12 protein-coding genes and 2 pseudogenes are annotated in these 14,501 nt (G+C 47.6%); 3 read left to right on the forward strand and 11 right to left on the reverse strand.

Annotated features, from left to right (window positions below):
• Nucleotides 1-2 precede the first annotated feature (2 nt).
• From HZB31_10740 to HZB31_10750, 3 genes are all read left to right on the forward strand, one after another.
• Nucleotides 3-1,364 (forward strand): GTPase domain-containing protein, encoded by a 1,362-nt coding sequence (locus HZB31_10740; protein MBI5848404.1) that lies wholly within the window; start codon nucleotides 3-5, stop codon nucleotides 1,362-1,364.
• Between the two features lie 19 nt (nucleotides 1,365-1,383).
• Nucleotides 1,384-1,812 carry a hypothetical protein gene (locus tag HZB31_10745; protein ID MBI5848405.1) on the forward strand — a complete coding sequence of 143 codons (429 nt, stop codon included), beginning with the start codon at nucleotides 1,384-1,386 and terminating at the stop codon, nucleotides 1,810-1,812.
• Nucleotides 1,813-1,937: 125 nt separating this feature from the next.
• The gene (locus tag HZB31_10750; GenBank protein MBI5848406.1) at nucleotides 1,938-2,363 is read left to right on the forward strand and encodes a hypothetical protein; all 426 of its coding nucleotides are present in this window, start codon (nucleotides 1,938-1,940) and stop codon (nucleotides 2,361-2,363) included.
• Between the two features lie 117 nt (nucleotides 2,364-2,480).
• Here HZB31_10750 and HZB31_10755 read toward each other — a convergent pair whose 3' ends face one another.
• The 11 genes and pseudogenes from HZB31_10755 to HZB31_10805 form a co-directional block, all read right to left on the reverse strand.
• Nucleotides 2,481-3,476, reverse strand: a complete 996-nt coding sequence (locus tag HZB31_10755; protein MBI5848407.1) for a sodium:calcium antiporter — start codon at nucleotides 3,474-3,476, stop codon at nucleotides 2,481-2,483.
• A 47-nt stretch (nucleotides 3,477-3,523) separates the two neighbouring features.
• Complete coding sequence (locus HZB31_10760; protein MBI5848408.1) at nucleotides 3,524-4,081, reverse strand: hydrolase; 558 nt, start codon at nucleotides 4,079-4,081, stop codon at nucleotides 3,524-3,526.
• Entirely contained in the window at nucleotides 4,078-4,647 is a 570-nt protein-coding gene (locus tag HZB31_10765) for a hypothetical protein (GenBank protein ID MBI5848409.1), read from the reverse strand. Before HZB31_10765 ends, HZB31_10760 begins: the two co-directional genes overlap by 4 nt.
• A 93-nt stretch (nucleotides 4,648-4,740) precedes the next feature.
• Nucleotides 4,741-6,734, reverse strand: a pseudogene (acs, locus tag HZB31_10770) (acetate--CoA ligase).
• A 126-nt stretch (nucleotides 6,735-6,860) separates the two neighbouring features.
• Nucleotides 6,861-7,181: a YggT family protein gene (locus HZB31_10775; GenBank protein ID MBI5848410.1), complete on the reverse strand. Its 321-nt coding sequence runs from the start codon at nucleotides 7,179-7,181 to the stop codon at nucleotides 6,861-6,863.
• Between the two features lie 57 nt (nucleotides 7,182-7,238).
• Nucleotides 7,239-9,148: pseudogene (locus tag HZB31_10780) on the reverse strand (cation acetate symporter).
• Nucleotides 9,048-9,440 (reverse strand): DUF4212 domain-containing protein, encoded by a 393-nt coding sequence (locus HZB31_10785; protein MBI5848411.1) that lies wholly within the window; start codon nucleotides 9,438-9,440, stop codon nucleotides 9,048-9,050. Before HZB31_10785 ends, HZB31_10780 begins: the two are co-directional and overlap by 101 nt.
• Nucleotides 9,441-9,529: 89 nt before the next feature.
• A complete protein-coding gene (locus HZB31_10790; protein ID MBI5848412.1) occupies nucleotides 9,530-10,198 on the reverse strand; it encodes a 3'-5' exonuclease in 669 nt (222 codons plus the stop codon).
• Nucleotides 10,198-12,105 (reverse strand): cyclic nucleotide-binding/CBS domain-containing protein, encoded by a 1,908-nt coding sequence (locus HZB31_10795; GenBank protein ID MBI5848413.1) that lies wholly within the window; start codon nucleotides 12,103-12,105, stop codon nucleotides 10,198-10,200. Before HZB31_10795 ends, HZB31_10790 begins: the two co-directional genes overlap by 1 nt.
• A gap of 571 nt (nucleotides 12,106-12,676) precedes the next feature.
• Entirely contained in the window at nucleotides 12,677-13,015 is a 339-nt protein-coding gene (locus HZB31_10800) for a hypothetical protein (GenBank protein MBI5848414.1), read from the reverse strand.
• A 132-nt stretch (nucleotides 13,016-13,147) separates the two neighbouring features.
• The gene (locus HZB31_10805) at nucleotides 13,148-14,494 is read right to left on the reverse strand and encodes a sigma-54-dependent Fis family transcriptional regulator (protein ID MBI5848415.1); all 1,347 of its coding nucleotides are present in this window, start codon (nucleotides 14,492-14,494) and stop codon (nucleotides 13,148-13,150) included.
• Between the last annotated feature and the right edge of the window lie 7 nt (nucleotides 14,495-14,501).

Raw genomic sequence — 14,501 nt, forward strand, 5'->3', positions numbered from 1 at the left:
CAATGGCACTGTTTAACTATGCAACCAAGGAAATCACCCTCAAAATTGTCTATTATGGTCCTGGATTAAGCGGCAAAACAACAAATCTTCAGCACCTTCATGCAGTCCTTAACCCAGAGACAAAGGGTAAGCTGCTGTCCCTTTCAACAGAGTCAGACCGCACCCTCTTTTTCGATTTTCTTCCGATAGAACTTGGCAAAATCCGGGATTTTTCTATTCGTTTCCAGCTCTATACGGTCCCGGGACAGGTCAGATACAATGCTACCCGTAAAGTTGTTCTGAAAGGAGCAGATGCGGTCGTTTTTGTTGCCGACTCCCAGAAGGAGATGAAGGACCAAAATATCGAAAGTTTCGATAATATGATGGAAAATCTCGTATCGAACAATATTGATCCTGATACAATTCCAATTATTCTGCAATACAACAAGAGAGATCTCAAGAATTTACTTTCGATAGAGGAACTCAATCAGGATCTGAATAAGAACAATGCACATGAAGTCCTTGAGGCCACTGCCATAAACGGCGGAGGAGTAGAAGAAGCTTTCAAGAGGATTACGAAACTCGTACTTAAGGATATTTCAAGAAAACATAAAATTGAGATACAGCCTGTTGAATCAAAAAAAGAGGCACCCGTATCGCCAAAACCGGAGCCTGAAGCCGTGCCTGAACAAAAGAAACAGGAAGTTCGGCCGGAGCCGCAAAAAATCGAATTAAAGGCAGATTCCTCATCAATCGAGCCGGTATTCGAGGTCGATACCTTTGAAATTGAATTAGAAGATGAACTGGAGATTTTTCCTGATCACGAAACCGCGGCAATCGAGGTATTACCGGAGGCTGAACCACTCGAACCTGCATATGAACCTGAACTCATGAGCGGCTCGGCGCATGCCTCTATCGGCGAACCCAAAGAAGATATCGCAGCTCTGAAGCCTGTTGTTGAAGAGCCTGCTGCTGCCGCAGCAGCCGATTCATGGCCCGAGCGCCTCCAGGAAAAACCTGAAGAAGAAGAAGAAGAAGTGCTGATATCCGGAGATGAGAGCCCCAAAATTGACCTGCAGCCCTTCCCTGTCGAAAAGATAGAAAATCTTGCTGATGAGTTGGCAAGGGTCACTGGGACGCTCAGCAGGATTTCGGATGCCATAGCCATGCTGCAGAAGACCGTATCGGGCCTTAATGAAGAAGTTGGAGTAATGAAAAAGGATATTGCACTTTTCAGGGAAAAGCCGGCCGATGAACCCGGGATAAAAGAGATGGCAGAACTTAAGGAACTGAGGCGCGCACAGAAAGAGATTTTAGATTTAATCAGATATGTTTCAGACACTGTTGGCTCAATGAAAGAAAAGAAGAGCTGGTTCAGGCTGTAAGTTTCGCAACAGAGACTGCATGATCGGGACAAATCTATATATCAGGAAAAAACAGGTGTATCTCTTCCTTCTGCTGTATGGCATACTGGCAGCCGCAGGAGGTTTGCTTATTGCCCGGTCTTTTTCCCATAATGAATCGACTTCCAGCGCGTCCGGCTTTCTGGTGATCTTCGGCACAGGCATGTGCATCATGACTCTGGTCAAGAGCAGACAGCCTCAGGTATCTGTGCATAAGGATTTTCTTGAGGTGCGTCAGTCCCGCGTAAAGCAGCTTATTCGATACCGTAATATTATTGGTATTGCCCGGCCTGATAAGAGACGGCTCGTTGTCACGCTTCATGAGGACCGCTCACGAAAAGATGTAACGATCTGGACTAAGGAGCTCGAACAGCGCGAAATTGATTCTTTGGCTGAATTCCTGTCTCAGGAAAAAGGCAAATCACGTTAGCAGTTTTATTGTATGTACACCGATTTTATCGGTCTTATCATAGGTGGAGACTGTCAGAAAGGATAACTCAGAAAGGTCGCAGTAGGTTATTTCAACAAAAACCAACGATTTCAAAGGAGGTTACTGTGGGCTTATTCGGGAAACTTTTTGGTAAGGAAAAAGAGCTGCCTCAGCTCGATCCATCGAGTCAGGCAGCGTCAAGACTGAGCGAGTTTAAATCATCGTTAGAACCCTTTGTGGGCAAAATCCATGACCATATGGAATTTGTGCCATCCGCCAAAACAGTCTATGTGTACATCGGAAAACCACCCAGCATGTTCGGTCTGGCCTGGTTTGAAAACGGCCAGGAGATCAATTTCAAAACCTTTACCGCGAGCAAAGGCCTTAAGCAGAAGCAGGTCCAGAGCATCTACGGAAAACTGGGTGAGGCTTATGAGGCAAGCATGGCAGCAGCACGGTTTGAAACGGCTATAGCCGGGAAAAAAGTTGTGGTGATCCCTGCCGAGGATCTGGCCAACAAGATAGATGAAATTGTACATACGGTAGCTTGATCGCTGAGATGAACGTTGCGCCCTGTCCCGACAAATATCAGGACAGGGCGCTTTTCTTTATCTGTTCCCCATTCGGCAATGCATCTTGTTCAGTGCTAGCCCTCGCCCTAAGAATGCCTATCTCAGCATATAGAGGATCAAAAGATTCGCTGTATAACAGACCAAAATTGCCAGAGAATCCCATGATACAAACAATCTCTTCTTCTCTGCACGATAGGTCAGTCCGATAATTGCAATTGCTGTCATTGCCATAGCAGACAATGCCGATATGATATGGTCAGCGCTTGCATAGGAGAGCAGAGGACCATGGAAAAAGAAGATGTCGTCAACTGCAAGGATACATATATTGAAAATATTACTGCCGAAGAGATTGCCGATTGCCAGGTCAATAGCCCCCATCCTGACAGCAGCGATGGAGACAACGACCTCAGGCAGCGATGTAGAAACAGCAATAAAAATATTGCCGACAAAGGTCTGGCCCAATCCGGTGGACACTGCTATGGCTTCGCCGATTGTCGGGAGAAACATGGCTGCAATGATAACGATAAGGGCATTTATCGTATAGTGAAGCACGGCTGTCTTTATGCTGATATCTTTGTACCGCAATTCCTCTGCCATTTCTTTCAGGAATTCGGCGATCTTGCGTTTTTCGTAGCTAAAGACAAGTCTCATGCCGATAAAATATATCACTATGAAAAGGAAGCTGTATGGACCGAGCCAGCCGATGGGCGATAACTGCTCCCTTAAAAACATACTAATACATACAATACTCAAAAGAAGAAGTCCGAAAGCCGCTGAGAGCACGTGACCCTGATGGGCCTTGGTGGAAATTGGTGCGGGGCGATACAAAGTATCAAGAATCGCAAAAATAAGCATATTAAAAACACAGCTTCCGAGCACATCACCTACTGCAATGTCAGGAACTCCGGCAAACGTCACAGACCCTACTCCTGTTACCAGTTCAGGGAGCGACGTAATGGAGGCCATGAGAACAATACCAATCCATGCCCTGCCAAGGCCTGTCTTTTCGGCGATTATGTCGCCGTATTTCGACAGGCGCGTGCCTGAATAGACAATTGCAGCCGTACAGATAAGAAATCCCAGCCAGAGCATGAATCTCCCCTAGTTAATGGTATGCTGATCTCAACTGACAAATTGTCCTACTTGATCCTCTTTGATATGGCCTTGAATTCCTCGGTCCCGGCCTTCACCAGCAACTGAAACAGAACCGTTTCAGTGCAGGTTATCACTGCTCCTGCATCGCGCATAAGTTCAAGCGCAGTCCGGTAGTTTGCATCGGTCCTCGAACAGATGGCGTCCGCAACAACATGGACATTATAATCAGCCTGCAGAAGGTCTATGCAGGTCTGCAGGACACAGACATGGGTTTCCATACCGACAAGAATAATCTGCTTTCTGCCAGTTTCCTCCACCGCCTCGGTAAAGAACCCTTCTCCGCAGCAGCTGAAGGTAATCTTCTCAATCGGCGCGTATGACTGCACAGAATCCTTGATCTCCGAAACAGTCGGGCCAAGTCCTTTGGGGTACTGTTCTGTTATCAGGAGGGGAATATCCATGCGCTTTGCCGCATCCAGAAGATGCAGGGTATTGATGATCACCCTATCCTTTTCGGACATGGCAACTGCGAGGCGCTCCTGGATGTCTACAATGACCAGCAAAGCATTATCCCGTTTCAGTATGAACTTGTCCATGATCATTCTCCTTTTTGGATCAGGCCGGCTTCAAGGCACTGTGCTCTCAATTTTCTATATTTTTTTATGCTGTCGTCAGCATACGTAATTATCCAGAAGGAGACGTTTTTTTCAGGGTAAACCGCTTCTTTCCCAAAGAGGACCTCTCCGACCCTCAGCCCAAACTCATCATGGTGTCCGGTATACTCATCCCAGCAGAGATAGTAGGCCTTGAACTTGGGAGCCAGGGCAGTTTTCCTCTCTTCAATATCCGAAAGAGATCCGAAGTAGTGCGCATGCATATTTTCCGCAAGGTCCTTCATATATTTTGAAAAAACTTTATCCATCATCCAGAAGTTTATGATAAGCATCTCATGAAAAAAGGCATTTCTCTCAAGGACGCTGAACGGCGATTCAGGTCTCCGTAATCCGTCATACACAAACGCAGCAGCATCCTTAAAGGCAAGTTCATAGCATATGGACAGGAGCTCTTTTTCTCTCTCTTCAGACTGCAACCCGGACAGACGCGCGATATCAGCCTTCTTTATGATTGGTCCTTTGCCTATCATTGTTTTCAACCGCTCAATAACCATAGATCTCCTTTGATACGTTTCATGTCAAAAAAAGGAGCAGGCTTTCACCTGCTCCCGTATGATACCTTAAATCATACCAATTAATTAATGCTATTAGAGTCTTTCCTTCACCAGATTTTCGACCACAGAAGGATCGGCAAGCGTTGAAGTATCTCCAAGCTCATCGACCTGATTATGCGCTATTTTGCGAAGGATCCTTCTCATGATCTTGCCTGAGCGCGTCTTGGGAAGCCCAGGAGCAAACTGGAGCTTGTCAGGTGTCGCAATCGGGCCGATCATGGTCCTGACATGACCCACGAGGATCTTTTTTAGGGCATCAGTGGGCTCAATTCCCTGTTTGAGCGTCACATACACATAAATGCCTTCACCCTTGATATCATGCGGATATCCGACAACCGCAGCCTCGGCAACCGCCTCGCCTCGGCAACCGCCTCATGGCTGACAAGCGCTGATTCAACTTCCGCTGTTCCGAGACGGTGACCGGAGATGTTGATGACGTCATCAATACGTCCCATCAGCCAGTAGTCGCCGTCTTCGTCAACCCTGGCGCCATCGCCCGTAAAGTATTTGCCTGCATACTGCGAGAAGTAGACTTCCTTTATCCTCTTGTTCTCTGGGTCTCCATACGTTCCACGCAGCATCCCGGGCCAGGGCTTTTCAATAACAAGCTTGCCGCCCTCGTTGGCTCCTGCCGGGGTACCGTCATCTTTAAGGACTCTCGGAACAACACCAAAAAACGGCCTGCATGCAGAACCCGGTTTAAGGGTCATGGCGCCCGGAAGTGGGGTTATGAGAATGCCGCCGGTCTCTGTCTGCCACCACGTATCTACAATAGGAAGCTTTTCCTTGCCGACATTACGGTGATACCACATCCATGCCTCGGGATTGATCGGCTCGCCAACAGAACCAAGGACTCTCAGGGATGAAAGGTCGTGGTTTGAAACCCACTGCTCACCCTCTCTCATCAGCGCCCTGATGGCAGTAGGCGCGGTATAAAAAATATTTACCCTGTGCTTCTCCACGATACTCCAGAACCTCCCGGGATTGGGGTATGTAGGAACACCCTCGAACATCAGGCTTGTAGCGCCGTTGGAAAGCGGCCCATATACGATGTAGCTATGGCCGGTTACCCAGCCTATATCAGCGGTGCAGAAGTGGATATCCTCTTCATGGTAGTCAAAGATATACCGGAAAGAGAGATTCGTATAGAGGCAGTAGCCGCCTGTGGTATGGAGCACGCCTTTCGGCTTTCCGGTTGAGCCCGATGTATAAAGGATGAAGAGCGGGTCTTCAGCGTCCATCTGCTCCGGCTCACAGTAGTTTCTGATATCTGCCGAGGCCATTTCATCGTGCCACCAGATATCTCTGCCGGGCTTCATGGCCACTTCGCCATCGCCGCGCTTTACCACGATAACCTTTTCAACTCCCGGACATTCTTCGACAGCCTCGTCATTATTCGTCTTGAGCGGCACGAATTTGCCGCCGCGCACTCCCTTGTCCGAGGTGATCACAAGTTTTGACTGGCAGTCCTGGATTCGATCACGAAGAGCGGTTGCACTGAAGCCGCCAAATACGATGCTATGGATAGCCCCGATCCTTGCGCAGGCCAACATCGCAATAGCCAGTTCAGGGATCATCGGAAGGTAAATAGTGACCCGGTCACCCTTCCTGATTCCCTGCTTCTTCAGAACATTGGCAAACCTGTTGACTTCCATGAAAAGCTGCTGGTACGTGTAGGTCTTGTATGAACCATCATCAGCTTCCCAAATAATAGCTGCCTTGTTCCGGGTCGAGGTGTTGATAAAACGGTCAAGGCAGTTATAAGACGCATTTAGCTTGCCACCCGCAAACCATTTGATGTAGGGCTTATTGAAATCATAATCAAGAACCTTGTCCCATTTCTTGAACCAGGTGAGGTTCTTCTCTGCCATCTCGGCCCAGAAGCCCTCAGGGTCATCTACTGACCGTTTGTAGAGCGTCTCATACTCTGCCATGCTCTTGATATGAGCCTTGGCGCTGAATTCCTTTGACGGCGAAAAGGTCCTCTTTTCATCCATCAAAACGTCCATCTGCTTGGCATCTGACATGCTGTAACTCCTCCTTTATGAATATGGTTTACTGCAGAATACAGGCCTATAACGGCAAATAAGTATAATATAAACAAGAGCTATAAGCAATATATAATTGCTTATAAGCATTCGTAATAACCATGTTTATTTGTAGTTCACGAGAATGATGTTGACACCTATCCAAATCAGCTTTCGAAAGATATAAATACCGACGATCCAGATAATAGGGACGAAACCGTCAAGCGCTCCCCAGGTGGTCTGTTTTTTTTCTTCTGAAACGCGGGAAAAGGGTAAGATCTTTTTAATGAGGTTATAAAGCGGTTCGGTGAAACGTATGAACATACTTAGTATGAAATTATTTGCATCTCGAATAACCAACTGGGCGGCTACCCTACCGATCACGAGCCATAAGAAAAACTGGAGCGTATAATCAAAATAATAATAAACCTGTTTTAGTATTTCCATATTTTTAGGTGTCAGCCCCCTGATAGCAGGGGGCTGACTTTTGAACCTTCCTTTGTCTTAATGACCTGTGGACATTCCTTCTTCATGCTCCTTTGCAGCGCCCCTCGGAATACGGACGGACTCTACAAAGTCCTGCAGCTCCTGTGACGGAGGAGCAGTCATTCTCGATACAACATAGGTAGCGATAAAGCCCATCGGAATACCGAAGAGGCCTGAGGAGATCGTCTTAATGCCCCAGATATCAAAGCCATAGAAACGGCTTGCGATCATGTAGCTGACGCATGAGAAGAAGCCGATGTACATACCGGCGAGTGCGCCCCACTTGTTCGACCTTTTGTCCCAGATGCCCATAACGAGCGCAGGGAAGAACGAAGCAGCAGCAATCGAAAACGCCCAGGCAACAAGCTCAACGATGATCGTCAGCTTAAAGGTTGCAACATATGCAGAGATAAGTGCAACGATCACGAGCAGGGTCCGCGACACTGCCAATTTCATATTGATGGATGCCTTGGGGTTGATCATCTTGTAATACAGGTCATGCTCGAGATGGTCAGCAGCAGACCGTCTGCAGACGACAGCGCTGCAGCAAGACCGCCGGCTGCTACAAGGCCGGAGATGGTATACGGAAGCCCTGCGATCTCAGGCATCGCAAGCACGATGGCATCCGGGCCGATCGTAAGTTCATAGAACTGGAGTATTCCATCACCATTAATATCCTTAAACGATACCAGCCCTACCTTGCCCCAGTTTGCCATCCACTGAGGCAACGAAGCTATCGGCAGGCCGATAACGCTATTTAAGACCTCGTTCCTTGCAAAGGCTGCAACAGACGGGGCCGTAAAATAGAGCAGGAAGATGAAGAACAAAGACCAACCCACTGATTTACGGGCGTCCTGAACTGACGGGGTCGTATAGTACCTCATCAGGATATGCGGCAGTCCTGCGGTTCCGACCATCAGGCAGAAGGTAAGAGCCAGCATGTTCTTCATATCGAGCCTTGCGAACGGCTGGAGATACGGCTTGATCGGTTTCGACAGACCAGCAGACTTCTTCTTTGCAGCTTCCCATTTCTCTTTTGCCTCTTCAGGAGTCTTTGGGAGTCCTGCAATAGACTTTTCAATCTTCTCCTTGTCAGCAGCAGTTGCTTCAGGAGGAAGCGCTGCAAGCTTTGCCTGAAGATCTGCCTTCTTTGCATCGAGTGATGCAGGAAGGCCCTTTATGTCAGCATCAATCTTTGCGGCATCAGCCTTCCAGAGATCCCTAACCTCGGTCTCCTTGGGATCTACATTGATCGCCTTTTCCTTGGCATCGATCTTCTGGAGCACCATACCGTATGTTAACTCAGGGATTGGGATTCCGGTAACCTTCTGTGACATGGTAATGGGCGGAATCAAATACGCGATGATCAGGATGATGTACTGGGCAACCTGGGTCCAGGTAACTGCCTTCATACCGCCAAGCATGGAGCAGACCAGAATACCGCCCAGACCGACGAACACGCCGGTTGCAAAATCAAGCCCAAGGAACCGGCCCATGATGATACCGACGCCTGTAACCTGTGCGATAAGATAGGTAAATGAAGCAGTAATAGCTGCAACGATACCGATCGACCGGGCAGCTTGACCGCCGAACCGAGCGCCGAGAAAGTCAGGGATCGTGTACTGACCGAACTTTCTGAGGTATGGGCCGAGGAAGACGGCAAGCAACACATACCCGCCTGTCCAACCCATGATGTATGCAAGGCCGTCATAACCGAGGCCGAAGATCGTGCCTGCCATACCGATGAAGGAGGCTGCAGACATCCAGTCTGAACCGGTCGCCATGCCGTTAAAGAGCGGCGGCACAGAACGGCCGGCAACATAATACTCAGAGACCTTGGCAGTCCTTGAGGATATGCCGATAAAGGCGTACAGAGCAATGGTTAGACCCATAAAGGTGTAACCGATCATCTTGTTCGAAAGACCCATCTGCTCTGCAATGGCAAGACCGATAACAAAGATGATGAAACCGCCGGTATAGATCGCATATGTTTGAGTAGTTAAAGATAAGAATAACGAAGACGATCAGCGAGCCCTGAGCACCCATGTAGTAACCCATAGGAAAACCAAAAATAACGATCTTGTCCAGTTCAGGGGCAAAGAAAATTGCTACGTACGTGACCACAAACCAGATAATCATGGTTATGGTCGTGAGTTTGATGTTGTAGCTCCAGTATTCCTGAAGCTTTTTTTTGTCTAATCCTGCTAATTCTTTTGCCATTGTTCCTCCTTTGTAATTTGCTTAATGTTACATTCTCCCCTAAGCATGTTTCTAAAACACGTTCCCTGAACCACCTCCTTTTATTGCTGTTAAGGTTTTCCGATTCTCAGAAGGTCTCTGAGTGTCCTGACTCCAAGCTTTATAAGCATGGTAATAAAACGTTGAAAAAGCTGCGCCGTAACATAGGCGTCCATCAACGCATTGTGAGCTCCCTGAACCGGCACATGGAATTTTTTTGCAAGAGAAAAAAGGTCCTTGCTCTCCATGCCGTTAAAATAACTATTGCTTAAGTCACCCCTGTTCTGGCTCATCCATTCATGCATAACGCAGGTATCAACCGCAGGGTTCTTTAGAGGAGCGAAACCGATCCTCTTCATCTCCTTTGCAAGGAACCTCAGATCAAGGGATATGAAATGTCCCACGATCATCGCTCCTTCACAAAAACTCAGAAAACCCTCCATGATCCCCTCAATGCCCGGTTTCTGCTCGGTCTCTGAGGGTGTGATCTCATGGATCACAATGCTTTTTGTGGTAAGCGCAGTACTGGGCCTTACCACTTCATAGAAAGGCCTGCTCAGTTCTATTTTGGTTCCGGTCATCCGTAAGGCCCCGACAGAGACAATAGAATCTCTGCGGAAATCCAGACCGGTCAGCTCCGTATCCATCACCACATAGGGCGCAACATCAAGCGGCATGGACATATCCACTCCGGATGAGGCCAATAGACCTCCACCGAATTTTCTGAACAGGTTCAACATCAGCCGCCCACCATCCCGGCCCGGTATATCTCTTCTATGCCGTCCTGTATCTTAAGGATGAGCTGGAAAGACTCCTTTAAGGACTTTTTCTCAAGATTGGAGAGGTTCAATGGATTAATGAAGTTGTCCAGCGGGACTTTCCTCTCCATCTGGTCAAGCTGATGATGTATCCTCAGCAGGTTAATAAATTCAAAGGCCTGCTCTATCTCCTCGCCAAGTTCGATCGCAATGGGATGCGATTCCATCATGGCATGAAGGCGCTCCATGCTTGAGGTTTCGTGGATGCCTGACTCAAGGGCGAACAGACGAATGAGATCGACAAGCGGTCCTATACCGCTCATTTTGAGATTCAGCTGGTCCTTATGTTCACCGTCCTTATTTACCGTAAAAGACCTGAAGAAGCCCAGAGGAGGCCTGTTCTTCAGAATAAGACTTGCAATACGCGCAAGGAACAGGTTCTGGTCCTTCAGATTATTGATAAGATATTCCCTCAATTCACCGGCAAGACTAAGATTGCCGTAAAGCCCCCTGAAGTCAAAAAAGATAACAGAGCGGAGCAGGGCTTCAGGGTTCGGGTGCTGTATCCAGTTCAGAAAATATTTTTTCCATATGCTGATCGGCTGGCACCACTGGGGATTTGACGCCATATAATTGGCCTCACAGGGAGGAAAACCGCATTTTATCAGGCCATCACGCACAAAGACCGTAAATTCGGCGAAATACCTTTTTGCGGCCTCCTCCTGCTCAGGGGTCTTTGGGTCGGCATAAATGATCGCATTGTCCTGGTCTGTCTTAAAGGTCTGCTCTTTCCTGCCTTCGCTGCCGTAGGCAATCCAGCAGTAGGAGACGGGCGGGGCGCCGAACTTCTTTTCTGCGATCTCGAGCACTTTTTTCACAAGCCGGTCGTTCAGTTCACTGATGATCTTCGTGATGTTGCTGGCCTTTGCGCCTTCCTTCAGGAGAAGACCGATAATCCTGTTGAGCTTGTTGGCAAGGGGCTCAAGACCGTCAAGCGTATGCTGGTTTTCAATGTCCTTTGCAAAAGAGAGCGGGGAGGTCCCCTGAAGCAGCATAAGGTCGTGGTTCGTGATAACGCCCCTGAGCACGCCGTCCCTGACTACAAGGACATGATGGATATTGTATTTGATCATCTTGAGCACTGCCTCAAAACAATAATCAGTAGCATCCACCCGTATGAGAGGCAGGCTCATGATATTCTTTACCCCATCAGTAATCGACCGGCCCTTTGCAACGACCTTTTCCCGCAGGTCACGGTCTGTAACAACCCCCCGGGGAAAATCGTTCTCATCGTAAATTACAAGAGAGCTCACCTTGTTCTGGCACATGACCTGGGCAGCCTCCTGTATGGTCGCGGTCTCCTTTACGGAAACGACATCCCTGATAGCAATGTCGCCGACCTGAGAAGTGAAGAGGATGCGGTCTGTGCCGCCATACATCATGCTCTTGTTATGCATTTCGCTGTATGTGCGGTCTATGTATTTGGTGAGGTGAGACTTAAGAAAGTATTCCGTAAAAACAGGCTGGCTGTTCATGATCTTCAGCGCAGTCTCTTTGTCGAGCAGGTAACAGATCGTATCGTCGACTGCCACGATATTCGCCCTGACCTTGTCCTTGCCGATGAGTGAGAGAAAACCAAAGGTATCACCCTCACCCCGGTAATCGATCACCACCTCTTCACCTTCCTCGGACGCGATAAAGACCTTGACCCCGCCCTTCTTAATAATCCTGAGATGTTCGCTGGCAGGTTCGTTCTGTTTCATGATGACCATACCCTTCGGGTAATAGTCCATTGAGACATTTTGGGCAATGATTTTCAGTGAAACCTCATCGATAAATTGAAAAGGCGGCACCTTGCCGAGGAACTCCATTATCTCTTCGTGTATCATCTATGGCAATCAGTGCAACTTGCATGCCTGTTAAGCGCATATGAGTGCAACTAAATGTTTTTAAATACTTTTTAAGGATATAGCAGATAAAGATAACGAACAAAAATAAAACAATACGCTACCAAAAGTATCATTACATTAATTAATTTTAATTATACTTTTAAATCAATTAGTTAAATGGCAATACTTAAATTACTTAATGTAACATAATTAATTACATACGGTGACCATCTCACTTTAATCGTTTAACATCAATAAGTTATATTATATTCACGGCAAAGCAATTGCCAATTAATTGAATTTGCCTGATAAGGCTGATTTTAGGATATTGTCAAACAATAAATATAGGGCAGAACTGGCATATACGCAGGAGGATACATTACAGAACAGAGAGATAAAAACTCCCGCTCTTGGGTAAATCAAACAGGGTGAGCAAAATGCGATATGGCTTTGAGCTGCAGCAAATACATAGCGGCGAGGCAGTAGTCAGGAAGAGAGTTGTCGAAATAAAGAGGGGGTACGGAAAACCGGACCCCCTCTTTATTTCGATCGTTTGTCTAGTAATTCAGTATTACTTTGCTACGGTAGCCAACCACGTATTCGCGCCCATATCATTTACGGTAGGTGAAAGCTTGTAGGTAACAACCTCTTTTTTCACACTGCCGTCAGCAGCAGTGACGGAATACTCGACCTTGATCGGCCACTCGCCTGTTGACAGCTTTGCGCCCTTCTCTAAAATCACGATGGGCAACTTCAGTGTTGCACCTTTCAGATCAGCTTCAACCGTTGCCTGAATAACCTTGATAGCATCTTCCTCTTTGGGCCCTTCCTGTTTCGCACAGCCAAACAGGGTAAAAGCAAAAACCGTTACAACCAAGAGCATCAATACTGCATACATTCTGTTTCTCATATCCGACTCCTTCTATTGGATTAATAAAATTTCAAACTCTTAATAATAGTATAATTAATTATTATTTGTCAAAAAGGGTCAGACAGAAAGGAAAAGAACGACTTATGCTGCGGAAGGGCAAAAAAACCGCCTCTACTTTCTGGATATTTCCCAGCGCTTTCTTTTTTCCCAAAGCGATTTCCTGGTTATTCCAAGCATAGAGGCAAGCTCCTGCTCATTATGCCTGCTCTGGTACACCGTTATAAATTCTTTCGTGTAATCTTCAATGGAGAGAGCCTTGTCGAGGGAACTCAAGATAAAATGATGGACATTTTTTACGCTCTCAGGCAGGTGCTCAGCGAGAAGTGCAGGCCCATCGGTGATCAGGACCGCCCTTTCGATGATATTCTGCAGCTCGCGAACATTGCCCGGCCAGTGATATTCAACGAGAATCTTTGCAGCAGCATCGTCGATCCTGCGCACTTCCCTCCCAATTTCCTGGGCATATTTTTCTAAAAAGTGGCGGGCCAGGACAAGAATATCATCTTTCCGCTCCCTCAGCGGAGGCAGTTCCAGTCTGATAACGTTGATCCGGTAGAAAAGGTCCTCCCGAAACGACCCCTCAGCAACCGTCTTTGCCAGATCGCGGTTTGTTGCGGTAATGAGTCTGATGTCGACTCTTTTGCTCTGAACACCGCCAAGCGGCCTGATCTCCCGGTCATCGATAACCCTCAGAAGCTTTGCCTGCAGCTGCTGACTAAGGTCTCCGATCTCATCCAGAAAGATCGTGCCGCCGTCAGCCTCTTCAAAAAGCCCCCGTTTATTCGATACCGCCCCGGTAAAAGCACCCTTCATATATCCAAAGAGTTCCGACTCAAGCAGGTTGTCAGGGATGGCACTGCAGTTGATAGGGATGAACGGTTTATCCTTGCGGGAACTGCTGTAATGGATCGACCGGGCGAACAGTTCTTTGCCGGTTCCGGTATCGCCTAACAGAAGGACATTGCTTTTCGCATCGGCAAGTTTTTTAATCTCTTCGATCAGGGATAAGACAGTCTTGCTCTGACCGATTATATGTTCGAAATCATACCGCTGCCCGATCTGTTTTTTAAGGATGACGTTTTCCGTTCTGAGCGCCCGCTCCCGCAGGGCATTTTTCGATATGCGTTTAATCTCTTCATGGATAATAGGCTTAATAATATAGTCATATGCCCCACCCCGTAAGGCTTCAACCGCAGTTTCAAGGGAAGCAAAGGCGGTCATGACGATGATCAGCTGCTCAGGGTTCTGCTCCCTGCAGCGCTTCAGCAGTTCGATACCGTCGATTCCGGGCAGAATAATATCGGTAATGATAAGATCATAGGAGCGGTCCTCGAGAAAGCCGAGCGCTGACTCGGCATCAGGAGCCGCCTCAACATCATAACCCTCACGGATAAAGACGCGTTTAAGAGACTCGCGAAGCGTTTCCTCGTCTTCAACAAGCAGCAGCCGCTCAGCCATTATTGAT

The sequence above is a fragment of the Nitrospirota bacterium genome (assembly GCA_016235245.1).
Classification (GTDB): Bacteria; Nitrospirota; Thermodesulfovibrionia; order Thermodesulfovibrionales; family UBA6898; genus UBA6898.